General features: G+C 40.4%; 25 protein-coding genes and 1 pseudogene. 15 read left to right on the top strand and 11 right to left on the bottom strand.

All coding sequences use genetic code 11. From position 1 onward, the window contains the following. The coding region (locus BKK47_RS08465; protein WP_143529611.1) for a glycosyltransferase at positions 1 to 687 on the top strand (687 nt) is incomplete at its 5' end. Positions 688 to 742: 55 nt separating this feature from the next. On the opposite strand, the gene fis is transcribed toward BKK47_RS08465, so the two are convergent. The 10 genes from fis to efp form a co-directional block, all read right to left on the bottom strand. Continuing rightward, on the bottom strand, positions 743 to 1,042 hold the full coding sequence (gene fis / locus BKK47_RS08460; protein ID WP_018356238.1) for a DNA-binding transcriptional regulator Fis: 300 nt from the start codon (positions 1,040 to 1,042) through the stop codon (positions 743 to 745). Next, positions 1,036 to 2,016, bottom strand: coding sequence for a tRNA dihydrouridine synthase DusB (gene dusB, locus BKK47_RS08455; protein WP_077494424.1), 981 nt, complete (start codon positions 2,014 to 2,016; stop codon positions 1,036 to 1,038). The genes fis and dusB overlap by 7 nt, the downstream gene beginning before the upstream one ends. A gap of 149 nt (positions 2,017 to 2,165) precedes the next feature. Further along, on the bottom strand, positions 2,166 to 3,053 hold the full coding sequence (prmA, locus tag BKK47_RS08450; RefSeq protein WP_077494422.1) for a 50S ribosomal protein L11 methyltransferase: 888 nt from the start codon (positions 3,051 to 3,053) through the stop codon (positions 2,166 to 2,168). Positions 3,054 to 3,087: 34 nt separating this feature from the next. Next, positions 3,088 to 3,960 (bottom strand): DMT family transporter, encoded by an 873-nt coding sequence (locus BKK47_RS08445; protein ID WP_077494421.1) that lies wholly within the window; start codon positions 3,958 to 3,960, stop codon positions 3,088 to 3,090. Positions 3,961 to 4,052: 92 nt separating this feature from the next. Continuing rightward, on the bottom strand, positions 4,053 to 5,513 hold the full coding sequence (panF, locus tag BKK47_RS08440; protein ID WP_077494420.1) for a sodium/pantothenate symporter: 1,461 nt from the start codon (positions 5,511 to 5,513) through the stop codon (positions 4,053 to 4,055). Then, complete coding sequence (locus tag BKK47_RS08435; protein ID WP_077494419.1) at positions 5,510 to 5,773, bottom strand: YhdT family protein; 264 nt, start codon at positions 5,771 to 5,773, stop codon at positions 5,510 to 5,512. Before BKK47_RS08435 ends, panF begins: the two co-directional genes overlap by 4 nt. 15 nt (positions 5,774 to 5,788) lie before the next feature. Continuing rightward, complete coding sequence (locus BKK47_RS08430; RefSeq protein WP_077494418.1) at positions 5,789 to 7,219, bottom strand: surface lipoprotein assembly modifier; 1,431 nt, start codon at positions 7,217 to 7,219, stop codon at positions 5,789 to 5,791. 69 nt (positions 7,220 to 7,288) lie between these two features. Continuing rightward, positions 7,289 to 8,110, bottom strand: a complete 822-nt coding sequence (locus tag BKK47_RS08425) for a Slam-dependent surface lipoprotein (protein WP_077494417.1) — start codon at positions 8,108 to 8,110, stop codon at positions 7,289 to 7,291. A gap of 179 nt (positions 8,111 to 8,289) precedes the next feature. Next, positions 8,290 to 9,276, bottom strand: coding sequence for a Slam-dependent surface lipoprotein (locus BKK47_RS08420; RefSeq protein ID WP_077494416.1), 987 nt, complete (start codon positions 9,274 to 9,276; stop codon positions 8,290 to 8,292). 181 nt (positions 9,277 to 9,457) lie between these two features. Next, complete coding sequence (efp, locus tag BKK47_RS08415; protein ID WP_077494415.1) at positions 9,458 to 10,024, bottom strand: elongation factor P; 567 nt, start codon at positions 10,022 to 10,024, stop codon at positions 9,458 to 9,460. A 35-nt stretch (positions 10,025 to 10,059) separates the two neighbouring features. Between efp and epmB the strand changes: the two genes are divergently transcribed. From epmB to BKK47_RS08380, 7 genes are all read left to right on the top strand, one after another. Beyond that, positions 10,060 to 11,076 carry an EF-P beta-lysylation protein EpmB gene (epmB, locus tag BKK47_RS08410; RefSeq protein WP_077494414.1) on the top strand — a complete coding sequence of 339 codons (1,017 nt, stop codon included), beginning with the start codon at positions 10,060 to 10,062 and terminating at the stop codon, positions 11,074 to 11,076. Between the two features lie 98 nt (positions 11,077 to 11,174). Continuing rightward, positions 11,175 to 12,491, top strand: coding sequence for an opacity-associated protein OapA (gene oapA / locus BKK47_RS08405; protein WP_077494423.1), 1,317 nt, complete (start codon positions 11,175 to 11,177; stop codon positions 12,489 to 12,491). Between the two features lie 48 nt (positions 12,492 to 12,539). Then, positions 12,540 to 12,944, top strand: a complete 405-nt coding sequence (locus tag BKK47_RS08400; RefSeq protein WP_077494413.1) for an Opacity-associated protein OapB — start codon at positions 12,540 to 12,542, stop codon at positions 12,942 to 12,944. A gap of 3 nt (positions 12,945 to 12,947) precedes the next feature. Then, complete coding sequence (recO, locus tag BKK47_RS08395) at positions 12,948 to 13,658, top strand: DNA repair protein RecO (protein ID WP_077494412.1); 711 nt, start codon at positions 12,948 to 12,950, stop codon at positions 13,656 to 13,658. Next, complete coding sequence (gene rlmD / locus BKK47_RS08390; RefSeq protein WP_077494411.1) at positions 13,658 to 14,974, top strand: 23S rRNA (uracil(1939)-C(5))-methyltransferase RlmD; 1,317 nt, start codon at positions 13,658 to 13,660, stop codon at positions 14,972 to 14,974. The genes recO and rlmD overlap by 1 nt, the downstream gene beginning before the upstream one ends. 80 nt (positions 14,975 to 15,054) lie before the next feature. Next, positions 15,055 to 17,286: a GTP diphosphokinase gene (gene relA / locus BKK47_RS08385; protein WP_077494410.1), complete on the top strand. Its 2,232-nt coding sequence runs from the start codon at positions 15,055 to 15,057 to the stop codon at positions 17,284 to 17,286. Between the two features lie 13 nt (positions 17,287 to 17,299). Further along, positions 17,300 to 17,656 carry a diacylglycerol kinase gene (locus tag BKK47_RS08380; protein ID WP_077494409.1) on the top strand — a complete coding sequence of 119 codons (357 nt, stop codon included), beginning with the start codon at positions 17,300 to 17,302 and terminating at the stop codon, positions 17,654 to 17,656. A 68-nt stretch (positions 17,657 to 17,724) separates the two neighbouring features. On the opposite strand, the gene BKK47_RS08375 is transcribed toward BKK47_RS08380, so the two are convergent. Next, positions 17,725 to 18,483: a DeoR/GlpR family DNA-binding transcription regulator gene (locus BKK47_RS08375; RefSeq protein ID WP_077494408.1), complete on the bottom strand. Its 759-nt coding sequence runs from the start codon at positions 18,481 to 18,483 to the stop codon at positions 17,725 to 17,727. 178 nt (positions 18,484 to 18,661) lie between these two features. On the opposite strand from BKK47_RS08375, the gene ltnD reads away from it, so the two are divergent. The 7 genes and pseudogenes from ltnD to BKK47_RS08340 all read left to right on the top strand — a co-directional run bounded on the left by ltnD (position 18,662) and on the right by BKK47_RS08340 (position 26,251). Then, entirely contained in the window at positions 18,662 to 19,567 is a 906-nt protein-coding gene (gene ltnD, locus BKK47_RS08370; RefSeq protein ID WP_077494407.1) for an L-threonate dehydrogenase, read from the top strand. 2 nt (positions 19,568 to 19,569) lie between these two features. Further along, positions 19,570 to 20,814 carry a 3-oxo-tetronate kinase gene (gene otnK, locus BKK47_RS08365; protein ID WP_077494406.1) on the top strand — a complete coding sequence of 415 codons (1,245 nt, stop codon included), beginning with the start codon at positions 19,570 to 19,572 and terminating at the stop codon, positions 20,812 to 20,814. Further along, entirely contained in the window at positions 20,811 to 21,443 is a 633-nt protein-coding gene (gene otnC / locus BKK47_RS08360) for a 3-oxo-tetronate 4-phosphate decarboxylase (protein ID WP_077494405.1), read from the top strand. Before otnK ends, otnC begins: the two co-directional genes overlap by 4 nt. A 2-nt stretch (positions 21,444 to 21,445) precedes the next feature. Further along, positions 21,446 to 22,222 (top strand): 2-oxo-tetronate isomerase, encoded by a 777-nt coding sequence (gene otnI, locus BKK47_RS08355; protein WP_077494404.1) that lies wholly within the window; start codon positions 21,446 to 21,448, stop codon positions 22,220 to 22,222. A gap of 101 nt (positions 22,223 to 22,323) precedes the next feature. Further along, positions 22,324 to 23,271 carry a D-erythronate dehydrogenase gene (gene denD, locus BKK47_RS08350; RefSeq protein WP_077494403.1) on the top strand — a complete coding sequence of 316 codons (948 nt, stop codon included), beginning with the start codon at positions 22,324 to 22,326 and terminating at the stop codon, positions 23,269 to 23,271. A gap of 23 nt (positions 23,272 to 23,294) precedes the next feature. Beyond that, on the top strand, positions 23,295 to 24,761 hold the full coding sequence (locus tag BKK47_RS08345) for a GntT/GntP/DsdX family permease (protein WP_077494402.1): 1,467 nt from the start codon (positions 23,295 to 23,297) through the stop codon (positions 24,759 to 24,761). A gap of 137 nt (positions 24,762 to 24,898) precedes the next feature. Beyond that, a pseudogene (locus BKK47_RS08340) lies at positions 24,899 to 26,251 on the top strand (phospholipase). Positions 26,252 to 26,354 lie beyond the last annotated feature (103 nt).

The following is a 26,354-nucleotide window of genomic DNA, read 5'->3' as shown; positions in this document are numbered from 1 at the left end:
GGCAACTATCGTGGTGATATTCTTATCAAAACAGATAATATCGAAAAAATGCGTGAGTTTTGTAAAGAATTTAAGAATAAATTTATTCTTAGTGAAATTGATAAGAAACTTGGGATTTTTAATCGGTATTGGCTTTATGAACCTTGTTTGGAAGAATATTCTTCTTTAATTTATTTTGACTCGGATATATTAACTATTCGGGATATTTCAGCAACATTAAAGTTATTCGAGCAAGGTAATTTAGCTAGCTTTATTGATGGAACCCCTTCTTTTGAAAAAATTCAAAATTATTTTGATGACACAGGGAGCTTTCCAACTCATAAATGGTATGGAATGCAGTATGTTGATAAAGACTATGTTCGTCAAACAAAAGCATTTCATGTATTAAACTCAGGTTTATTCATTATCAATGACTTAGCGAAAATAAAACCGATTATGGATAAGGTTATACGCTATCGATTTATGGAAGACAGGCATGGCGATCAACCATTTTTTAATATTGCTTTATATAACTCGGATCTTGATATTAAGACTTTGAATCATATAGGTCATTTAGGATTCTCTCATTCGAATTATGATTCATTTAAAAATTTAGATAAAGTGTTAATTCATTACAATATCGGTGTCGGTTACACTTCTAAACTGGATTTAATGAAAGAAACTTGGGCATATATAAATCGAATATAATAAAAAAGACGAACCAATGTTCGTCTTTTCTTTTTTTAATCGAAAATATTAAAAATTAACCCATACCGTATTTTTTTAATTTTTTGCGTAAAGTACCACGGTTGATACCAAGCATATTGGCTGCACGGGTCTGGTTGCCGCGAGTATATTGCATAACCATATCTAACATTGGGTGTTCAACTTCCGCTAATACTAATTCGTAAAGATCATTCACATCTTGACCATCTAACTGTGACAAATAATTGCGTAATGCTTGTTTGACAGAATCACGTAATGGTTTATTGGTTACTTGTGATTGAGAGTTTAAAACTGAAACAGTTAATGCTTCAGATGGATTACGTTGTTGTTCTAACATTTTTCTTTATCCAAAATTGAATTTAAAAAATCCTCTAACACAATAAGCTGCTCTTTGGCATCACTAATTGTGTTAAAAGCCTGTCTAAAAACGGAATCGGGTTGAATTCCCTGTAAATACCAAGCTACATGTTTACGTGCAATGCGATAACCTTTTTGTTCACCATAAAATTGATGTAATTCTTGAATATGGCGCAAAATTTGACCGCACTTTTCACTAAGACTTGGTGTTTGTGTTATCAAATTGTGCTCAATTAGGCTATCTACGGCTTTGAATAGCCACGGATTACCTAGCGCAGCACGACCGATCATAATTGCATCAGCACCTGTGTAATCAAGTACTGCTTTTGCTTTTTCAGCAGAATCAATATCGCCATTTGCAATTACAGGAATTGAAATAGCGCGTTTGACTGCACGAATATTGTCGTATTCGGCTTCCCCTTCAAAAAGACATTCTCTTGTCCGCCCATGAATCGTTAAAGCCTGAATACCGGATTGTTCGGCAATTTTGCCGATTTGTACGCAATTTCGATTGGATTTATCCCAGCCTGTGCGAATTTTTAAGGTGACCGGCACAGCAACTGCATTGACGACTTCCTGTAGAATTTTTTCTACCAAGTCGGGAAATTGTAATAAGGCTGAGCCTGCAAGTTTACGATTTACCTTTTTAGCGGGACATCCCATATTGATGTCGATAATTTCCGAACCGTATTCCACATTAACGGCAGCAGCTCGTGCCATTTCCAACGGATCGGAACCCGCAATTTGCACGGCATTAATGCCTAAATCCTCACTATGTGCTAAACGAAGTTTAGATTTCTCTGTATGCCAAACCTGAGGATTGGTGGACATCATTTCTGAGAATGTTAGCCCCGCACCATAATGCGCACAAAGACGGCGAAAGGGCTTATCGGTAATGCCTGCCATTGGTGCAAGTAAAACACGATTTTTTAATTGGTATGAACCGATTTGCATTTTACCTTTACCACCTTCAAGCAAGCCTAAATCCCATTATTGTCGAATAGGGTGACAACCGACAAGGCGTGCTATGATACGCATTTTGCCCTAGTTTGCAAAGTGAATTTTGTTCAAAAAATACACTTTTTTTGATTGACAAAAAGAAATTAAGCGGTTTTTAGTTTTCCTGTAATTCGACTCCATTCCTCACGCACTTCGACAGGATCTAAAGTAAAGGTTTGTGCGTAGGTTTCGCATACCGATTCAGCTTGCGTTTTCAAAATACCGGATAAACCAAGTACACCATTTTCTTTTACAAGCTGGCTAATCACCGGATAAAGCTCTCTTAATGGACCAGCCAGAATATTGGCAACAACTACATCGGCTTTTAGATTTTCCGGTTTCTCATCAGATAAAAAGAGTTGTAAATGATCTGACACACCGTTTTGTTCCGCATTATTACGGCTGGCAAGGATAGCTTGCGGATCAATGTCAATACCGACCGCACTTTTTGCACCCAGCTTTAATGCAGCAATCGCTAAAATACCTGAGCCACAGCCAAAATCAATCACGGTTTTGTCTTTTAAATCTAAGCTATCCAACCATTCCAGACAAAGCGCGGTTGTCGGGTGTGTACCGGTACCAAATGCAAGACCCGGGTCGAGCATGACATTGACAGCATTTTCATCAGGCACTTCACGCCAACTTGGACAAATCCACAAGCGTTTACCAAACTGCATTGGATGGAAATTATCCATCCATTCCCGTTCCCAATCTTTATCCTCAATTTGTTCGATTTTATAGGCAGTACTTTCATCCAAATAGCCTGATTGATAGAGTAAATCGACAATTTCCGTCATATTGGTTTCTGCATCAAATAGTGCCATCACATCCGTATTACCCCAAAGGCGGGTTTCACCGGGTAGCGGTTCAAAAATCGGTGTATCTTGGCTATCCATAAAAGTAACGGAAACAGCACCGATTTCTTCGAGAAAATCGCTTGTTTTTTCTGCTTTTTCATTTGTGCTGTTTAGGCGAATTTGAATCCAAGCCATGTATGTGTTTTCCTTAATTTTATAAAATGAGACATTATACCGATTTTTTCAAAAATTTCGGCAGTAAAGTCGAGCCGAGAGTGGCAAGCATGATGAGTGTGATACCAAGTGAGGTGGAAAATGAGAGCGTTTCACCGAGTAAAACCACTGCAAATAAAATACCGAATAAAGGCTCAAGAGAAACTAAAATACCGGAAAGATTGGCATCTACGCTGTTTAGCCCTTTATTCCACAGCCAGTAGGCAAGCCAACTGCAACCAATGGCAAGATAAAATAGTCCAGCAATACCGTAACCGTTTAGGTTAATTTCCCAACTTTCTGTCAAAATCAGTATGAAAGGCAGTGTAGTCATTGTTCCTAATACAATAGTTACTGCGGTGTAGGCTTGTGTAGAGACTTTGACCACGACGGCGCGTGTCCAACGTAATACGCTGGCAAAAATGACACCGGCACTCAGCACTAATAGGCAGCCAAACAGGCTTATTTCATTGATCCCCTCGTTGTGTTGCCCACCATTGATCATCACGGCAACCCCTAAAAATGCGATAGCACCGAAGAGCCAATGAAACCATTTGGCTTTGTCTTTGAAAAAGAAATGACCGACAAACACCACCAATAATGGTTCAAGCCCGATCATAGTAACGGCACTGGCAGCAGAGGTATATTTTAAACCGATAAACTGTAATAAAAAGACAGCGGTATAGTTAAAGAAGGCAAGCCACCAAAGCTGCTTACGCATGGGCTTGTCAATTTTTTTCCAACGGCGTAAAAAGAGGGGGAACACGAAAATCATCGCAATAATTAACCGCACTTGAACAACAAGCACAGGATCCATCATTGAATAGGTGAATTTTGCGGCGATTAATGAACTGCTCCAAAGGAGCAGAGCGATAATTTGGTAGATCATAGACATTCCGTTATTTTTCAAGTGCGGTCACAAAAAACAAGTTTTTTGAACGTTGGCTTTGCCAACGGCTCCAAAGGAGTGGATAAATCACTTTAGTGATTTATGAATAATTTTTCACTTGTTTTCACTGGGCGACTTTCTCCCCATTTATTCCCTACTAAGAATGCGATTAAACCGAATATTAATGCTGGAACGATTTGATGGAATCCAAGTAGTTTGACACTGAGTTGTGTGAGCAAAATATAGCTGCCCAAGCCGACAATCATCGAGCTTAATGCGCCGTACGCATTGGCTTTATCCCAATAAATACCCAACACGATAACCCATAAAAATGCGGCTTCCAACCCACCAAAAGCGAACAAGTTTAGCCAAATGATCATATCTGGCGGATTAAGGGCAGCGAGGATTAAAAGTGCGGTTAAAATCAGCGTAATAATGGAAGAAAAATAGCTGATTTTTTTTTCGTTCTTTGCTGCCTCTTCCGGTTTAGCGGAAAGGTATAAATCTTTGACAAAAATTGAGGAGGATTGAATAAGTTGCGCATCAATCGTTGACATAATGGCAGACATTGGGGCGGCTAAAAAAATCCCCGCTATAATTGGCGGTAGCACTTGTAACATTAATGTTGGAATAACCTGATCGGCAATGGTGAGTTCAGGTATAACCGCACGTCCCAGTGCGCCGGCTAAATGCATACCGAACATAATTAAAGAAAGCACAATGGTGCCGATCAACATACCTTGATGTAAGGCTTTACTGTCTTTAAATGCCATACAACGAACCGCCGTGTGCGGTAGCCCTACCACTCCGAAACAAACCAAAATCCAAAATGATGCCATAAATTGAAAATCGAGCATCTCGTTTGGGCCGTAAGGGGTAACTAACGCAGGATCAATTTCGGTTAATTTATTGACCGCACTTTCTACTCCCCCAAGAGCATAAATTGTGCCGCCAAGTAAAATGATTGTACCAATGATCATCACCGTACCTTGGATAGTATCGGTCAGCACAACAGCGCGAAAACCACCGATAAAGGTATAGATTCCCACGGTGAAAGCGAAAAGTAAAAGTGCCTGCGTGTAAGAAATTCCGATAGTTGTTTCAAGCAATCGTGCACCGCCGATAAATTGCACGGTCATCGCGGCAAAAAAAGCGAGTAATAAGGCAAGGCTTGAAATCCAGACAAGATATTTGTTTTTGTAACGATACAGAAAAAGATCATTGATAGTGAGCGCATTGGTTTCACGGGAAAGAAGAGCGAATTTTTTGCCCAACGCACCTAAAGCAAGCCATACTGCCGGCACCTGAATCATCGCTAATAGTACCCACCCCAGACCATATTTATATGCTGCTCCCGGTCCACCGACAAAAGAACTGGCGCTGGCATAGGTGGAGGCAGTTGTCATGGCAAGCACAAAACCTGTCATTGAGCGATTACCTACATAATATTCCGTTAAAAAATCGCCTTTCGTACGTTTTACATAAGCGTAAATAGCGGCACCAAATACAAAGGCAAGATAGATAACTAAGGGGAAAATAATACCTAAATTCATTGTTTCTCTCCTTTGTCATCTTGCTTTATTTCGAGCGAAATATCTTGATAGATAATTCTAATCAGCCAATAACCGACCACAATAAATAAAATCGGCAGATAAATGCAAGAAAGTTCAAACCAAAGGGGAAAACCGATTGGCCCAAGTGTATTTTTAGGCAAGTAAGCACATAAACACCAACCAATCACATAGAAGAACGTTAGTCCTAATGCCCATCGTGCTTCCTTGGCGGCTTGTTTGTATCGCTGTGTGAGTGTCATAGTGTGTATCCTTAGTTAAAATGTTTTACTCATTTCTAAATAAATACGGTTTTTATCATAACTATAAAAAGGATGGTTACTTTTTATTTTTTGATACGTCCATGTTAGTTTTGGTGTAATACCCCAAAAATAAATATTTCGATGCCACAGTGTGAGTGCTGCAAAATATTCATCATTCTTTTGACGAATATTAAAGAAATCAACATCTTTATAGATTCGTCTTGCATAAGCAAGGTTTAATCGGGTGGAAATACCGAGCGGCCATTCTTGTCCCCAACCTAAACGGATATTTTTGCGTTGGTAAGCATTATCACGATCACGGGTATTTTCACGATTATAATCAATACCTGCAAGCCAATATTGCCCGCTCTTAGGAACAAAAAGTAGGGTGTTTGACCAAAGATAGCTATTACCATTTAAATGTTTTCGCCAGTCATAACGTTGTTTGCCATATTCAAGTGCGGTTGAAATTTGCCATTTTTCATTCAACCAATAATTGATATCCGCACGCACACCGCTATTTTTAGAATATTGTTTTAGCGAATCACTGCCTGACGAACCACCTCCGTACCAACGCTTTTCTGTAAAGGGAGTAAATGAGCCTTCAAAACGAGCGGTTTGATAGCCCCATCCTGCACCAACCCGCAAGTTTAATTCATTATATTTTTTATTATTCCAAAAGTATTTACCTTGCCCTTCAAGTTGTAATTTAGTGAAGATATTATTTGCCCAAGACCATTTTTTCTCAGTATTTAAATAGTAGGAAAAACCTTGTGCACTTTCTTTTTCCCAAGCCTGCCAGTTATCAATTTTAGTGCCGCTTTTGGGGGCATTATTGATGTTTGATTCATTTAAATAACTTACTCCACCGCTCACTTTCCATTGGCTCCGTTTGTTTAAGGCGGATAAATATTGATCGATAATTTTAATTGTTTCCGATGATAGGTTTTCCGCTCGCAATTTTTGAAATTGATCTTTTGCCGCCTCATTGTCATTATTTAAGAATAAAGCTTGGGCTAGTTGATAACGTAAGGCGATGAGGTTGGGATGCTCGCTAAATAAAGCGCGATAACGTTTTACCGCCTGTGAAAAATCGCCTTGCTGACGCAGCATAATCGTTTCAGCCCAAGCCAATAAAGTGGGATCTTGATTGGGTAAATTTTTATAAAGCGGGAGTAAAATTTTTACTGCTTGAGCGTTATTTTGAAAAACTGCAGGAACTAATCCGCCAATAATTAAATCGGGGTGTTGCTGTAATTCGCTACTACTGATTGAAATACTTTTGCCTTTTGACATAGAAATTTGTTCTTCGGGCTGTGGAAGTACCGGTTTTGCTACATTAATTCGCTCATCTCTCACATCATTTTTGGATTGAGCAAGCTCGGCAGAGGTATTGAGTGTGAATAATACACAAAAGGTTGAAAGGAAAATTTTACCGAATTTCATTAATTTTTGTTCTCTTGGATATGAATAAAGCAAGCGCGATGGCTTGCTTTATAATTCTAGGTTTTAGCGTTATTTTTTTTGTGCACCAAAGGCCGCGCCCCAAGACTCATCGTTACCTTGTGCTAGACCCGCCATCTCTTTTGCACTATTGCCATAGAATTTACCTTCTACATTGCCGGATGAGGGTAGGGAAGCTGAATTTGCTGTCCCACTGAATGTATTCCCTGAAATTCTTGCATTGATATTGATAGGTTGAATATTTTGAACCTCAAGTGCACCGTTTAAGGTTTTGTTCCCAAAATCAACATTAAATTTAGATGATCCGATGTAATAATCTGTATCATCTAATACTTGTACAGCAGCGGAAATAATAGATTCACCTGAATAAGTTGCTACACCCGATGTCGGCATATTTTTAGTTGGATTTCCGTTATAGAACATATAGTTACTGCTATTTTCATCCAAAGGATCACTCACGCCAAAACGGATATCGGAATAACGACCACAGCATACTTTTATATCGCCTATGTTTGTCCAACTTCCAGCATTAATATTTGGGAATCCAATAGTAATATTGGTGCCATCTACATTTATAGAGGTGGTGTTGTAACCATTTAATGTTGCAGTTCGCACCTTAACATCGTCATCCTGTTCTGTGATTATAAGTGTAGCACCTGTTCCATTTCGTACTTGTTGGGCTTGGTTATTAGGCTTTTGATTGGTTTGTGAATTATTTGTCGGCTGACTTGTTTGAGTATTGTTTGATGCATTATTTTGCTGTGGTGGATTATCGCTACTGCTGCCACCGCTACTACTCCCACAAGCTGAAATCATTAATGCTGCAAATGTTGTTAAACCAAATTTGATCAATGTGTTTTTTGTTAGAGTCATAAAAGATTCCTTAGAAGTTAATGGTTAGGATTTAACCGATGACTAGTATAGCTTAATGAATAATTTTTGTTAAGTAGATAGCATATTAGATAGATTTAAAAGGACTTCATGAATTTTAAGTTTCTTGAAGATGAATAAAGCAAGCACGGTGGCTTGCTTTATAATTCTAGGTGTTCATTTTATTGTTTTGCAGCACCAAAAGCGGCATTCCAAGATTGATCATTGCCCTGTGCAAGACCTGCCATCTCTTTCGCATTATTGCCGTAGAATTTACCTTCTACTTGACCATTCGATAACGTAGTTGAATCGGTTGTCCCTGTAAATGAATTACCTGAAATTTGAGCATTAATTTCTACTTTTACTGGCTGGAGATTCCTATTTGGGATGTTGAGTGAACCTTCTAAGGTTTTATTTCCAAAATCGACATTAAATTCAGATGAACCACGGTGGTACTCTTTTGGTTCTAACCCATACACGTTTCTTACAGAAATGATGGTATCTCCGGAATAAGTCGCTCCCCCTGATGTAGGCATATTTTGAGTTGGATTTCCGTTGTAGAACATATAGCCATTGCTATTTTCATTTAAAGAGTCACTCACTCCAAAACGAGTATCAGAATAACGGCCACAGCATACTTCAAGTTTTCTTCCCTCTACGATCGTAGCTGTCCAATCTTGAATATCAATGTCTGGCAATCCTATGATAATGTCAACTCCATCTACATTTATAGAGGTTGTGTCGTAAAGATTTAATGTTGCAGTTCTTACATTATCATCAACTTTTGATATTACAATTGCCTCACCGGTTTTGTTTCTCTCCAGTTGGGGTTGATTGTCAGATGCTTTGTTATCAGATGTTTTATTATCAGATGTTTTATTATCAGATGCTTTATTATTAGATGGTTTATTATCAGATGTTTTGTTATCAGATGTTTTGTTATCAGATGTTTTGTTATCAGATGTTTTGTTATCAGATGTTTTATTATCAGATGGTTTATTATCAGATGGTTTATTTATCTGTTGACTTGTTTGAGTATTGTTTGATGCATTATTTTGTTGTGGCGGATTATTACTACTGCTGCCAGAGCCACTTCCACAAGCTGAAATAATTAACGCAGCCAGAGCTGTTAAACCAAATCTTGTCAATGAAATTTTTGTTAGTTCCATAAGATACCTCGTACAATTAATGAATAAAATTAAGATGAGTCAGAGTTAAAACGCTGGAAAGTCTATCAAAACTCGTGTAGCTTGTTAAGGGAATAAAAGATGAATTATCAATAACTTAAAAAATAAAAGAGCGGTCAAAAAATCTTATACATTTTTGATCGCGCTTTTCTGATAGACGAAATTATTTTACACGAGAAACATATTCGCCTGAACGGGTATCGACTTTAATTACTTCGCCGATTTGCACGAACAGAGGAACTTTCACTACTGCGCCGGTGCTGAGGGTTGCCGGTTTGCCACCGGTTCCTGCGGTATCACCTTTCAAGCCCGGGTCGGTATCCACGATTTCTAATTCGACAAAGTTTGGTGGAGTCACAGTGATCGGCGAACCATTCCATAGGGTAACGATACAATCTGCTTGATCTAATAACCATTTTTCTGCATCACCCACTGCTTTGGCATCGGCTGAATATTGTTCGAAAGTTTCCGGGTGCATGAAATACCAGAACGCGTCGTCTTTGTATGAGTAGGTTAGGTTTAGATCCATAACATCAGCGGCTTCAACGGATGTACCGGATTTGAAGTTCACATCCAATACTTTGCCTGAAATTAATTTACGAATGCGGGTGCGGGTAAATGCTTGACCTTTTCCCGGTTTGACGAATTCGTTTTCAATGATTACGCAAGGCTCACCGTCTTGCATAAATTTTAGACCCGGTTTGAAATCACTGGTAGTATATGTAGCCATATTAAATATCCTAATAAAGAAAGATGGTTTGAAAAGTGCACATTTTAACTCAAGATCCGGTGATTAGAGAAGAACAAAATTGGCTCGCTATTCTAAAAAATGCGATTTCCGATCCTCAAATATTACTAAAAACACTCGATTTACCGGAAAAGGATTTTGAACATGCATTAAATGCCCGAAAACTTTTTGCCCTTCGTGTCCCTCAATCTTTTGTCTCAAAAATGGAAAAAGGTAATCCGAATGATCCACTCTTTTTGCAAGTGATGTGTTCCGATTTAGAATTTGTGCAGGCTGAAGGGTTTTCAACAGATCCTCTTGAGGAGCAAAATGCTAATGCCGTACCAAACATTCTACATAAATATAAAAACCGTCTTTTGTTTATGGTAAAAGGCGGTTGTGCGGTAAATTGTCGTTATTGTTTTCGCCGCCATTTTCCTTATGAAGAAAATCCGGGTAATAAAAAAAGTTGGCAACAGGCATTGGATTATATTGCTGAACATACTGAAATAAAAGAAGTGATATTTTCCGGCGGAGATCCGTTGATGGCAAAAGATCACGAGTTGGAATGGCTGATAAAACGCCTCGAAAATTTACCGCACTTACAGCGTTTGCGTATCCACACCCGTCTGCCGGTGGTCATTCCACAGCGGATTACTGATAAATTTTGTGAGATTTTAGCGAAAAGCCGCCTGCAAACAGTAATGGTGACACACATTAATCATCCTAATGAAATTGATGAGTTTTTAGCCCATGCGATGAAAAAACTTCGCCATGCAGGCGTAACGCTTCTTAACCAATCGGTTCTTTTGAAAGGGATTAATGATGATGCCCGAGTGTTGAAAACCCTAAGCGATAAATTATTTCAAGTCGGTATTTTGCCTTATTATTTGCATTTGTTGGATAAGGTGCAAGGCGCAAGCCATTTTTTAGTCGGCGATAGGCAAGCAATGGCGATTTATAAAACCTTGCAATCGCTCACTTCCGGCTACCTTGTGCCTAAACTTGCCCGTGAAATTGCCGGTGAGCCAAATAAGACTTTATACGCTGAATAAGATCCGATAAAATACCCAAGATTTTTACCGCACTTTTGTGCTTCTCACTAAGACTACACTGGACAATAATAATTAACTGAGGTAATTCTGTGGATTCCATGAATAACAATCAATCAAACGAAAATAAATCGCAAAACGAACTTGATCTTGGATTAAATCAAGCGGATGCCGTGACACCAAGAAAACCGGTTCAATCGAATGATTCCTTATTGGGTAAAGCGAAAGGCTTGAAAGATTTGTTTGGGCGCAAAGAGCAAGCCGGGACGCAATTCCATGTGCGTAAAGAACCGACATTTGGCGAAAGTCATCCTCAGTCAAGTTTCACGGAAACAGTTAAAGTGACGGCTGAAAATGTTGAACAAAAGCTGGAGTCCGCCATTGAATCCGTGACTGAAGAGGTTGAAACAAAAGTGGAAAATGCCGTAGAAAGTACGGTTTCAGCAACAGAGCAGGCAAAGGAAACTCTAGCCGCAGGTGCAACCGCCGCCGCGACAGCGCTGAAACGCCCTGAAAAATGGAAAATTCTTCAAATTTTACCGGAAAAACACCGTCGTCTCTTTATTGCAATTTTAGCGTTGGTTTTACTTTTAATCGTATTTTTTGCGTTAAAACCAAATTCCGATACGGTGGAGTCTTTTGAGCAACAAAACAGTAATGAAATTCCGGTACAGTTCCAGTCTTTAGATCAATCGCAACCGGTTGAAACAACGGTGTTAGATAATATTCCTGCGCCACAAGAAAACGCACCATCAGAGGAAAATCAAGCGCAGACAGCATCTGCGAATACGGCTGAACCGGGTAAAATGGAATATGTTGGCAATCAAAAAGAGACAACCGGTTCACCAAAAGCAACAGGAGTCGCCTCATCCGTTAATGAAACGGTTTCCCAACCTGTTCCTGTCGCTCCTGTTCGTAGCGAATCGGTTAAACAAGTTGAACGTACCGTTGGAAATGTCCGTGACACCGTAAAACATGAAGTGGTTAAGCCAGTTACTCAAGAACGTAAAACCGTAGAAAAACCGACAGCGAAACCGGTTCAACCTAAAACTGAAACTGTGAAGAAAGCGCCTGTTCAAGAAACAAAAGCGGCATCGAAGAACGAACGCAAAGTTCAAGTTGTTGAGGCAAAACCTGCAACGAATACGGCAAGAGTAGCATCAAACAGCGCAAGTAAAACCTTAACGGTACCGAAAGGTGTTTCTCTTATGCAAGTATTTCGCGATAACAATTTAAATATTTCCGATGTGAATGCGATGACAAAAGCAAACGGTGCGGGTAACGCATTAAGTAGCTTTAAGCCGGGTGATAAAGTTCAAGTTTCCCTGAACGGACAAGGGCGTGTAAGTGAGCTGCGTTTATCTAACGGAGCGAAGTTTGTGCGTCAGGCTGACGGGTCATATCAATTCAAAAAATAATTCTAAGGGCGAATATTCGCCCTTTTTGTTTCCTTTTGGTGAAGGTTTATGTTAAGAAAAACATTGCTTATTTTGACCGCACTTTTGCTTGGCGGTTGTACTCAAAGTACGTTACTAAATGAACCGCCCCCGCAAAAAATGGTGGTGCAGAAGGTTGATAAAACCTCACAAATAGGCTCGGCAAAATTGTATTGTTGCAAAGATGATAAAGAAGTTCGAGTTGTGCATAGCACACAAAAGCGAAATAAGAAAATGTTGAAACGTGTTTCTGTCACTTTTAATCATGTCACGGAAAGATTAACACTGATGATTTCAGAAAGAGGTAATAACTACGGAAATATCCGTTGGACATGGTTAGAACGCAGTGATTTTAGTACCTTGAAGACCAGTGTCGGTGAGATTTTGGCGGAGCAATGTGTCTTGAAATCTTCCGACGCATCATTGAGTAAATAATACGTGCAAACCGAACTTCAGCGTGGTTTTGTGTTACACCGCCGCCCTTATAGTGAAACCAGTTTGTTAGTGGATTTATTCACGGAGGAAAACGGTCGTCTTACTGTGATTGCAAAAGGCGCTAGAGCAAAACGTTCAACTTGGAAATCCGTCTTACAACCTTTTACCCCCTTGTTATTACGTTGGACGGGAAAAAGTGGTTTGAAAACGCTCACTAAAGCAGAGCCTGCTGCAATCACTTTACCATTGCAACAAACCGCACTTTATAGCGGCTTTTATGTGAATGAATTGCTCACACGTGTTATTGAGCCGGAAACGGCTAATCCTCAATTATTCCAACATTACCTAAAATGCTTAACGAGCTTGGCGACAGAAACCAATGTGGAACCTTGCTTACGTTTATTTGAATTTAACTTGCTGCAAATTCTCGGCTATGGTGTGGATTTTCTGCATTGTGCCGGCTCGGGTCAGCCGGTAGATTCTACAATGACTTACCGTTATCGTGAGGAAAAAGGCTTCATCGCTTCATTGGTGAAAGATAATCTCACTTTTTACGGACGTGATCTGATTGCCTTTGCTACTCTTGATTTTTCCGATGAGGCCGTACGTCAAGCAGCCAAGCGTTTTACACGTATCGCGCTCAAACCATACCTCGGCGATAAGCCGTTGAAAAGCCGGGAATTATTCACTCAAAATATTTTATTTTTAAAATAATGGCACTGCTTTATACCCCACAGAAAAAATTAAATAAGCCACAAAAGATCACTGCAAAAATTATTGAGCTGGATTACCAAGGATTGGGTGTGGCAAAAATTAACGGTAAAACTTGGTTTATCGAAAATGCATTGCCACAAGAAAAAGTGGAAGCCCTTGTCACAGAAGAAAAACGCCAATATGGGCGAGCGGTGGCGAAAAAATGGCTTGAAAAAAGCCCCAATAGGGTTTTGCCGCCGTGTCAGTATTATGAACGTTGTGGTGGCTGCCAAGCCCAACATATTCCTATTGAAATGCAACGTGAAGCCAAACAGTCTGCTCTGTTCAAACGCTTGGCAAAACTTCAGCAAGAATCTATTGATTTTCAACCAATGATTTGTGGTGAACCTTGGGGTTATCGCCGTCGTGTGCGCTTGAGTTTGTGGTTTAATCCGAAAACCAAACAAATTGAAATGGGGTTTCGTCAGAAAAATTCTCACGATTTGATCGCGGTGGAACATTGTGACGTGCTTGAACCGGCCATCAATAATTTACTGCCAAAACTGACCGCACTTTTAGCCCAATATTCCGCCCCTAAACAGCTTGGGCATATTGAGCTGGTATCCGCCGATAATGGTATCGCCATGTTGTTACGCTATACAAAAAATTTAGCTAAAAACGACCGCACTTTATTGTTGAATTTTGCCGAACAAGAAAATCTTATGCTGTTTTTACAAAATGATGACGGCATTGAACAAATTCGTGGTGATTTACCTTACTATCAATTTGCTAACGGCATTAAATTGAATTTTGATATTCGTGATTTTATTCAAGTCAATCGTTTCTTAAACGAAAAAATGGTACAAACGGCATTGGATTGGCTTGACTTAAATGCACAAGATCGCGTACTGGATTTATTTTGTGGCATGGGTAATTTCACGCTTCCTATGGCGAAACGGGTTAAAAGTGCTGTAGGAATTGAAGGTGTTTTTGAGATGGTTCAAAAGGCGACACAAAATGCCGAATGTAATCGGATCAATAATATTGAATTTTTTCAGGCAAATCTTGACCAACCTTTTATTAATCAACCTTGGGCAAATCAGCCTTTCAACAAAATTTTGCTCGATCCGCCTCGTAGCGGTGCAGCGTTTGCATTAAAGGCACTTTGTCAATTAAAGGCGGAGAAAATGCTTTATGTTTCTTGTAATCCCGCCACTTTGGTGCGTGATGCGGAAATTTTGCTCGGGTTTGGTTATAAAATCGAAAAAAGCGCAGTGATTGATATGTTTCCCCATACGGGACATTTAGAATCTATTACGTTATTTTCTACAAAATAAGTCGGTTATTCTGTTACAATGACAAGCTAAAATGGAGTGAAAGAGAGGGCGTTACGCTTTCTTATCAACAAGGGGGGATTATGGTTGCTGTTCGCAGTTCTCATTTGTTAAATCCGCAAGATTTTGTGATTGAACAATGGTGTACAGCGTTAAAACTGACAGAGCAAACGGAAAAAACGTTGATTGACGCTTGGTATTATTCACGTGAGCTAATAACAGCCCATCCTGATGAAATGCAAAATGCGACATTGACACTCCAATCTGGTGTAGAAATGGTGGAAATTCTGCACGAACTTAATATGGACTCGGAAAGTCTTGTTACCGCTATGCTTTTCCCGATAGTGGCGAACCGTTTGGTGGATTGGGAAGTATTGGAAGAGAAATTCGGTACGAAAATCCTCAAGTTACTGAGCGGGGTTGAGGAAATGGATAATATCCGCCAACTCAATGCCAGCCATTCCGCCAATGTCTTACAAGTGGATAATGTCCGTCGTATGCTACTTGCCATGGTTGATGATTTCCGTTGTGTGATTATCAAACTTGCGGAACGTATCACTTTCCTCCGTGATGCGGAAAATCGCTGTTCCGAAGAAGAAAAAGTTCTTGCCGCTAAAGAATGTTCTAATATTTATGCGCCGCTGGCAAACCGTTTAGGCATCGGACAGCTTAAATGGGAGTTGGAAGATTACTGTTTCCGTTATTTACACCCCGAACAATATCGTGCTATTGCCAAATTATTACAAGAACGCCGTTTGGATCGAGAACACTACATTGCCGATTTTGTAGAAGAAATCAGCCGCCATCTGCGTAAAAATATTGAACATGTTGATGTGTATGGTCGCCCAAAACATATTTATAGTATTTGGCGTAAAATGCAGAAAAAACACTTAGAATTTGGTGACTTATATGATGTCAGAGCGGTCAGGATTATCGTCCGAAAATTACAAGATTGTTATACTGCATTGGGCATTGTTCATACCCATTTCAAACATTTGCCAAAAGAATTTGATGATTACGTCGCAAACCCGAAACCGAACGGCTATCAGTCTATTCATACCGTTGTGTTAGGAAAAGGCGGTAAGCCGATTGAAGTACAAATACGCACCCAACAAATGCATGATGATGCGGAATTAGGCGTTGCAGCGCACTGGAAGTACAAAGAAGGCACAACGGGGTCGATGTCGGCGTATGAAGAAAAAATCGCATGGTTACGCAAATTGCTCGCCTGGCAGGATGATATTACCGATTCCGGCGAAGTGATGGCGGAATTACGAAGTCAAGTATTTGACGACCGTGTCTATGTGTTTACTCCAAAAGGGGAGGTGGTGGATTTACCGACCGGCTCTACCCCGCTTGATTTTGCTTATGCCATTCATAGTGAAATCGGTCATTGCTGTATTGGTGCGAAAGTGTCGGGGCGAATTGTGCCGTTTACTTATCAACTACAAATGGGTGATCAAATTGAAATTATCACTCAAAAAAATCCGAATCCGAGTCGGGATTGGCTCAATCCAAACTTAGGTTTTACCCATACGGCAAAATCGCGGGCAAAAATTCAAGCATGGTTTAAAAAACAGGATCGCGACAAAAACGTGCCGGCAGGGAAAGAATTACTGGATAATGAATTAACCCGTTTAAATCTCAGCCTCAAGCAGATCGAGCCTTATGCCTTACCACGCTATAACTTGAAAAATATTGATGATCTTTATGCGGGGATCGGCAGCGGAGATATTCGTCTCAATCATTTGGTGAATTTTTTACAAAATAAGCTCATCAAAGTGAGCGCAGAACAAGTTGATCAAGAAATTCTGCGTCACGTGGCAAATAAAAGTGCGGTCAATTCTCAGCAAAAAAATCATGGCAAGAACGACTACGTTATCGTAGAAGGGGTAGGAAATTTAATGCACCATATTGCCCGTTGTTGCCAGCCGATTCCGGGGGATGCGATTGTCGGTTATATCACAATGGGGCGTGGCATTTCTATTCACCGTAGCGATTGCGAACAGTTTTTAGACTTACAAGCAGCACATCCTGAACGTGTGGTGGAATCTATTTGGGGTGAAAATTATGCCAGTGGCTTCCATATTAATATCCGTATTGTGGCAAGCGATCGTAACGGTTTATTGCGTGATATTACGACAGTATTGGCGAATGAAAAAATCAGTGTACTGGGCGTATCCAGCCGAGCTGATACGAAAAAGCAATTAGCGACGATTGATATGGAAATTGAACTTCACAATGTAGAAAGTTTAAGCAAAATCTTGGCAAGAGTTTCAAAGTTGAACGATGTGATCGAAGCCAAGCGTTTATAAAATAGGAATCTTTATGCATAAAACAACGGGTTTAACCCATTTAATTAATTCGACAAAATATTCCCTTCAAGGCTTAAAAAGCGCATTCAAGCATGAAACCGCTTTCCGCCATGAATGTTTGCTTGCGGTAATTTTAATCCCGCTTGCCTTTTTCTTAGGAGAAACCAAGATTGAAATCGCTTTAATGATTTCGTCCGTTTTACTTGTACTGGCGGTGGAATTATTAAACAGTGCCGTTGAAGCCGTGGTTGATCGCATCGGAACCGAACGCCACGAGCTTTCCGGTCGAGCCAAAGATCAAGGCTCTGCTGCCGTATTTATCGCCCTTTGTATTGTTGGCGTGATATGGGGAAGTATTTTATTCTTCTAAAGTGCGGTCGGTTTCAGGAAAGATTTTCGGCTTATGTGTCAGCATAAGCCGTTTTTATGTTGCTCGTGCTAGACGGTGATTAATTCGACAGTGAGCTCTTTAATGGCATGTTGTACGGGCTCAACGAGATTTTTATCACAAATAATGCGATCAAAACGAGTTAAGGGACAAATATGGAATGTTGCCACTTTGCCATATTTTGAGGAGTCCGAGACTAAGATTCTTTGATTCGCGGCATCAAGCAAGGCTTTTTTCACCGGCAATTTATTTTCATCGGGCGTGGTTAATCCTTTCAATGTCCATGATGATGTAGAAACAAATGCGATATCAATAGAAAGTTGCCGAAGGAATTGACCGGCGAGTTCCCCAACGGAAGAATGATTCAATTTATTCACGGTTCCGCCAATGTGAATCAACTCACATTGCCCGTTTGTCATAAGAAAATGCGCAATGGAAAAATCATTTGTAACCACTAAGAGATCATCACGTTCAATTAAACGGTAAGCGATTTCCAATGTTGTGGTGCCGGCATCAAGATAGATTGTCGTATTGGTTGGAATTTGTTGTGCGGCAAATTTACCGATTTGTTCTTTTTGAGTATGAAAAAGAAGTGATTTATCTTGGTAAGTGGGTTCAAAAGACAAATGCTCTTGCATTTTTACACCGCCCGATATGGATACCACTTTTCCCATTTCTTCTAATTTTTGAATATCGCGGCGAATAGTCATATGAGAAACATTCAGCGATTCAGCCAGTTGTGTAATGCTGACTACATCTTTTTGATTGATTAAATTGAGCAACAATTTTTGACGTTCTGCAGGAATCATAACATCCTCTCCAAAATTTTCTTCATTATATCGTTTTTTCCTCTTTATTTGTTTTCTTTCTTTTTTAACAAAAAATAACATAAATGTTAATATTTGTGATCTTGTTCACGTTTTTTTATTTTGAAACCTGTCAGAATGCCTTTCATTAAATCAACGAATAATTCGTGGAGGAAACGAGATGACAAACAAACCTTATTCAGTTGCCATAATTGGCCTAGGCGCAATGGGAATGGGCGCTGCACAATCTTGCGTGAAGGCAGGATTGACAACCTACGGCGTCGATCTTAATACAACCGCACTTGAAAAATTAAAACAAGACGGCGCTTATGCCGTCAGCCAAAGTGCGGTCGATTTTGCTGATAAATTAGATGCCGTGGTATTGCTTGTCGTCAATGCCGCACAGGTCAATGCTGTGCTATTTGGTGAAAATGGTTTAGCGGAAAAACTGAATAAAGGTGCTGCAGTGATGGTTTCTTCAACCATATCGGCACAGGATGCGAAAGAGATTTCACAAAAATTAACAAATTTAGGTTTAATCATGTTAGATGCGCCTGTTTCCGGTGGGGCAGCAAAAGCTGCTGCAGGAGAAATGACGGTCATGGCATCCGGTTCAAAACAAGCGTTTGATAAATTACAGCCTGTCCTCGATGCGGTGGCAGGTAAGGTGTACAACATTGGCGAAGAAATCGGCTTAGGAGCTACGGTGAAAATTATTCATCAATTACTCGCAGGCGTCCACATTGCCGCAGGAGCAGAGGCGATGGCACTAGCCGCCAAGGCTGGCATTCCCCTTGATTTAATGTATGACGTCGTGACCAATGCGGCAGGTAATTCATGGATGTTTGAAAACCGAATGAAACATGTCGTAGAAGGGGATTATTCTCCGCTCTCTATGGTGGATATTTTTGTGAAAGATTTAGGGTTGGTAAACGATACGGCAAAATCTTTACATTTCCCACTTCACCTTGCCAGTACCGCCTATTCAATGTTCACAGAAGCCAGCAATGCCGGCTATGGAAAAGAAGATGACAGCGCAGTGATTAAAATTTTCAGCGGCATTGAGTTGCCGAAAAAAGGAGCATAACGATGTTAGGTGTTATTGCGGATGATTTCACCGGTGCGAGCGATATTGCCAGTTTTCTTGTAGAAAACGGTTTGAACACGGTGCAAATGAATGGTGTACCGAACAAGGCATTAACGGAAAAAGTGGATGCCATTGTCATTAGCTTAAAGTCTCGTTCAAATCCGGTGGAAGAAGCCATCGAACAATCCTTACAAGCGCTTGACTGGTTACAAAAGAGCGGTTGTTCTCAGTTCTATTTTAAATATTGCTCGACCTTTGACAGTACCGAAAAAGGCAATATCGGGCCGGTAACGGATGCCCTATTAGAGGCGCTTAATGATGATTTTACAGTGATTACGCCGGCTCTACCGATTAATGGAAGAACGATTTTTAACGGTTATTTATTTGTTGGCAACCTGTTGCTGAATGAATCCGGAATGCGTCATCACCCGATTACCCCGATGAAAGATGCCAATCTTATACGTTTAATGGATGCGCAAGCCAAAGGAAAAACGGGCTTGGTGAGCTATGCGGAGGTGATTCAAGGCGCAGATCATGTGAAATCTTGTTTTACCCAATTAAAACAAGCGGGATTCCGTTATGCGGTGGTGGATGCGGTAGATAATAGCCAGCTTGCTGTCCTTGCGGAAGCCGTGAGTGATTTCAAATTAGTCACCGGCGGTTCCGGACTCGGGGCTTATATGGCGGCGAGATTAAGCGGCGGAAAAAAAGCAGAGGACGCATTTGTACCGAGAAAAGCACGAAGTGTGATTCTTTCCGGATCTTGTTCCGAAATGACCAATAAACAAGTGAAACTTTATAAGGAAAAAGCCACCGCACTTTACTTAGATGTGGAAAAAGCGATAGCGGATGCCAATTATGCCGAGCGCTTATTTGAACAAATTCTGCCGCATATTGATGAACCGCTTGCACCAATGGTTTATGCCACCGTGCCACCGAATGAACTAAAACGAATTCAGGCGCAATTTGGTGCGGAGCAGGCAAGCCAAGCCATTGAACAAACTTTTGCGAAATTGGCGCAACGATTAAAAGAAAAAGCCAATGTCGAGAACTTTATCACCGCAGGCGGTGAAACTTCCAGCATTGTCGTACAAAAACTCGGATTTACTGGCTTTCAAATTGGTAAACAAATTGCACCGGGCGTGCCTTGGTTAAAAGCGCTGGGAGAATCGACCGCACTTGCTTTGAAATCCGGCAACTTCGGCAAAGAAACATTTTTTATTGATGCACAGGGAATGATGTTATGACTGATTCGGAATTAAAAACACTCATGGTGCAAATTGGTCGTTCTTTCTATGAGCGGGGTTACACCGTCGGTGGAGCGGGAAATCTCTCCGTACGGTTAGGGGAAAATCGCATTTTAGTGACACCAACGGGCTCTTCTTTGGGACGTTTGAAAGCGGAGCGGCTTTCCGTGTTGGATATGGATGGTAATGTACTTGAAGGCGATAAACCCTCAAAAGAATCCGTCTTCCATTTGGCGATGTATCGTAAAAATCCTGAATGTCGGGCAATTGTCCATCTTCATTCTACCTATTTGACCGCACTTTCTTGTTTGGAAAATCTTGATCCGCAAAATGCGATGAAAGCCTTTACGCCTTATTACGTCATGCGGGTCGGCGGCTTACCGGTGATTCCTTATTATCGTCCCGGCTCCCCTCGTATTGCCGAAGAGTTAGAGGCGCGGGCATTATCCGGCAAAGCCTTTTTACTAGCGAATCATGGCGTGGTGGTAACCGGAAAGGATTTATTGGATGCCGCAGATAACGCGGAAGAGCTGGAAGAAACCGCAAAACTTTTTTTCCTTTTACAAGGAAAACCGATTCGTTATCTCACCGATGACGAAGTGAACGAATTAAAAAATAGGGGGAAATAGCGATGCCAAAATTTGCTGCGAATTTAACCATGATGTTCAACGAAGTTCCTTTTATTGAACGTTTTGCCGCTGCTGCTAAAGCCGGCTTCAAATATGTTGAATTTCTCTGGCCTTATGATTACGACATTAAAACCATTAAGCAAGAACTGGATAAACACGGTTTACAAGTAGTGTTATTTAACACACCCGCCGGTGATGTATCCAACGGGGAATGGGGTGTCTCGGCAATTCCGGGGCGTGAGGCGGAAAGCCACGCACATATTGATATGGCACTGGATTATGCGCTTGGCTTGGGTTGCCCGAATGTGCATATCATGGCGGCTGTCGTACCCGAAAGCGCAGATAAAGCGGAATATCAACAAACCTTTATTCACAATATTCGTTACGCTTCAGAGAAATTTAAACCTTACGGCGTGAATATTTTACTTGAAGCCCTAAGTCCGGAAGTTAAACCTAATTATTTATTGAAAAGCCAATATGACACTTTGTCAATCGTGGAGTGGGTTGAACGCGATAATGTTTTCGTTCAATTGGATTATTACCACGCACAGAATGTGGACGGTCACTTATCCCGTTTAACGAATAAATTAAACGGCAAATTCGCCCATGTACAGATGGCTTCCGTACCGGATCGTCATGAACCGGATGAAGGGGAAATTAACTACGACTATATTTTCAATAAACTCGATGAAATCGGCTATCAAGGTTTTGTCGGTTGCGAATACAAACCGAGAGGGGAAACATCAAGCGGTTTGGCATGGTTTGAAAAGTATAAATAAGTCAGAAAGTGCGGTTGTTTTTTGCAGTGTTTTTTAAATATGAAAATAGCCGCTTTTTTATACCCTAAATTTACCTTTTTAAAGGTTCAAGGAGCATTTTTATGAAAATTGTGATCACCGGCGGACAAGGATTTCTCGGGCAACGCTTGGCAAAAACATTACTTAATCAAACAACGATTAATGTTGATGAACTTACCCTAATTGATGTAGTGCAACCTATCGCACCGAATAATGATCCCCGCGTAAAATGTATCGAAATGGATCTGCGCCGTCCTAACGGGTTAGAGGAGATTATTACGGCGGAAACGGATGCCGTTTTCCATCTTGCGGCGATTGTAAGCAGTCATGCGGAACAAGATCCTGATCTCGGTTATGAAATTAATTTCTTGGCAACCAAAAATTTGCTTGAAGTTTGTCGCCAAAATAATCCGAAAGTACGCTTCGTTTTTTCCAGTTCGCTTGCCGTATTCGGCGGTGAATTGCCAGCCGTCATTCAAAACCATACTGCCGTGACCCCTCAATCTACCTATGGCGCACAAAAAGCAATGAGTGAACTACTCATTAATGACTATACAAGAAAAGGTTTTGTCGATGGTTTTTGTGTTCGTTTACCCACCATTTGTATTCGCCCGGGAAAACCGAATAAAGCGGCATCCTCTTTTGTGAGTAGCATTATTCGAGAACCATTACATGGCGAGCAGGCTATCTGTCCGGTATCGGAAGATTTGCGACTTTGGTTATCCAGCCCGAATACGATCGTGGAAAACTTGATCCATACATTAACGTTGCCCTCATTACCATTGCGTAGTTGGCATGTCATTAATCTTCCGGGGTTCACGGTAAGCGTGAAACAAATGCTTGCCGATTTAGCAAGCGTAAAAGGTGAGCGGATTTTGGAAAATGTCAAATTTGAATTTGACCAAAATATTAACAATATCGTGGCAAGCTGGCCGGCTGAAATTAATTGCTCGCAAGCGTTAGAACTGGGATTTTCGGTTGATCAGAATTTTAAAGACGTGATTCATCAATTCATCCGATTTGATATGTGACTTATTAACGATAAGGAGTACTCATGCTTGGACTACCTACGCCAATTATTGGCTTAATTATTGCTGTATTCGTTCTTGTTGTTTTGGTGTTAAGAACACGTGTTCATGCTTTTATTGCGATGTTGATTGCTTCGTCTATTGCCGGTTTAATCGGCGGAATGAGCGTTAATGATACCCTAGCTGCAATAACCAAAGGCTTTGGCGGAACGCTGGGGGGAATTGGGATTGTGATCGGTCTCGGTGTGATGATGGGGAGCGTTTTGGAAGTGTCCGGTGCGGCTGAAAAAATGGCATTTAGTTTCATCAAATTCTTAGGTAAAAAGAAAGAAGAATGGGCTCTTGCCATTACCGGTTATATTGTGAGTATTCCTATTTTTGTGGATTCGGCTTTTGTTATTTTATATCCCGTTGCTAAAGCATTAGCGAAAAACGGAAAACGCTCGTTACTGACATTGGGCGTTGCCCTTGCCGGTGGTTTAGTGGTGACTCACCATACTGTGCCGCCAACACCGGGGCCGTTAGGCGTTGCAGGTTTGTTCGGGGTGGATATCGGTGCAATGTTGCTTGTCGGTATGTCATTTGCCGTATTGCCGGTGATTGGTATGGTTTTATATGCGAAATGGTTAGATAAAAAATATCCGACTTTCAACCAAGAATCTTTTTCCACGGAAGAATTAAAGCAAAAATATGATGATTATATTGAGAAAAACGAGAAGAAAAATCTTCCAAGCTTAGGGCTATCGTTACTTCCAATCGTACTGCCAATTTTGCTTATTTTTATCAAAGCGATTCTTGATTTAGCGATTAAGAGTAGCCCGGCAATTGCAGAGATGAAAATCTACCATTTCTTTGCTTTTATTGGTCATCCGATGATTGCATTAGCATTAAGTGTTTTAATTGCCGTTTATACCTTGTTGCCTAAAGTCGATAAAAATACGACCGCACTTCACCTTGAAGAAGGGGTAAAAACAGCCGGTATTATTTTATTGGTAACCGGTGCCGGTGGCGCATTAGGTGCGGTATTGCGTGATAGTGGCGCAGGCAAACAATTAGCAGAACAAATTGCTAGTCTCCCCATCTCGCCTATTTTAATTCCTTTTATTGTATCTACGCTTGTCCGTTTTATTCAGGGTTCTGGTACAGTAGCGATGATCACGGCAGCATCAATTTCCGCTCCGATTTTGGCTCAAATTCCGGGCGTGAATATGTTGCTCGCTGCTCAAGCCGCAACAATGGGATCGCTTTTCTTCGGCTACTTTAACGATAGTTTATTCTGGGTGGTCAATCGAATGATGGGAATCAATGATGTGAAGAAACAAATGATCGTTTGGTCCGTCCCTACCACAATTGCATGGGCAATAGGGGGAAGTCTGGTGATTATCGCCAATTTGATTTGGGGTAATGACGGTTCTATAACGGATTTGATTTTCCCATTAGGCATCCTCGCGTTAATCATGGGGTATGTTCAGATTCAGAGTAAGAAACTATAACCGCTAATCTGTTGAGTGGGGGGATGATTTCATTCCTCTCACCCAAGATTAAAAATTTTTACCATGACAAGCGAAGGGGTATGAGTTCGCCTTATTACGTAAATAGTGGATCGTTTGTATAGAAAGGAGAGATTTACATGTTCAAAAAAATACTCGTTAGTATCTTTTTATTTTTTACGTTATCTCATGTTTGGGCTGAAGAGGATAATCCTAAATCAGGAAAACCGATACAGGCTACATTACTGGCTGAAATTACCTCATTAGGTCAAAGAGTCACGGGCATTGCGTTGGAATATGAAGATAATGTTTTGGCAAGCAGTGATTTGAGATATTCGTACCAAGTGTTTACCCAATTAGAAGAAAAAGAAAGACTCCCTCGTTCTATTATTCGTGCTTATGTCAATGATTTGCCGAAAAAGGCAATACAAGCCAAATCAGGTAAGTTTGTCATCCTTGAATTAGATGATAGGGATGTGAATGCGGCTGTATACTCGTTGAAAGCGGGTAATCAATAACCGATGAAATTTCAATCAAAAGACAATTCGGGCAATATTGTTGAGGTTGAGAAAGTTCAAGGAATAAAGATTCCGCAATATTATGGCGGGAAGCTGGTCTATCAAATTGACCAAACCGGCTATATCAAACTTTCCAATGGGAAAACCATTGAACGAAATTCAGTGTCTTTGAGTGCCGAAAAAGATCACCTTAAAACTTTATTTATTGATGATTTTTCTGAGCAAATGGTAACACTTAATGAAAATAATTTCTTGAAATATCGTTTTTATCGTCCCCATGTAATGGAAAACAAAAAATATCCTCTCACTATTTTCTTACATGGCTCCGGTCAAGTCGGTACAGATAATTTAGCCCATATTGTTTCAAATAAAGGTGCAATTTCGACACTACAATATGAAGACGGATTTGTACTTGCTCCTCAATATAGTACGGTTTTTGATCCTTTTGATGATAAAGCGAAAGGGCAAAAGGGCGGTATTCATTGGCAAACTCAGAATCGAGTGAATTTAGTATTAAAGATGATAGATGATGTAGTGCAGCAAAATCCTGCTATTGATAAAGATCGTATTTATTTGGTGGGCTTGTCTCGCGGTGCGGAAGGGGTGCTAAATCTTTTATTAACACGACCGCATTTTTTTGCCGGTGCATTATTAGCAAGTGGAAAGGAAGCTTATACAATAGAATGGATTGATGGTAATGCCAATAAAGAAAATTTAGCGTCAATTAAAAATGTGCCTATGTGGTTTTTCCATAGTAAGGAAGATCGAATTTCACCGGTTAAAGGTTCTCGCATTAACTATGAAATTTTGCATAACCAACTTCACGCCCCTTACGTGAGATATACCGAATTTACCACGGAAAAAGCGGGCGATAATGGTATTGTGAATAATAATCCGCACAATACTTGGGATGTTATTTTTAATAGCCCAGAAGTCATGCAATGGTTATTACAACAACACCTTGGGAAGAAATAACGGTTAATTTTCAACAAGTCCACTACATTGATGGATATAAATTTCAATTCGTATAAGGAAAATTGCATTTTCTCATTTAGTCAAAAGTAAAAATCCACCTTCA

The sequence above is a fragment of the Rodentibacter mrazii genome (assembly GCF_001998825.1).
Taxonomy (GTDB): Bacteria; Pseudomonadota; Gammaproteobacteria; order Enterobacterales; family Pasteurellaceae; genus Rodentibacter; species Rodentibacter mrazii.
Note: the sequence above shows the minus strand (reverse complement) of the source record. Positions and strands in the feature narration are given on the sequence as shown.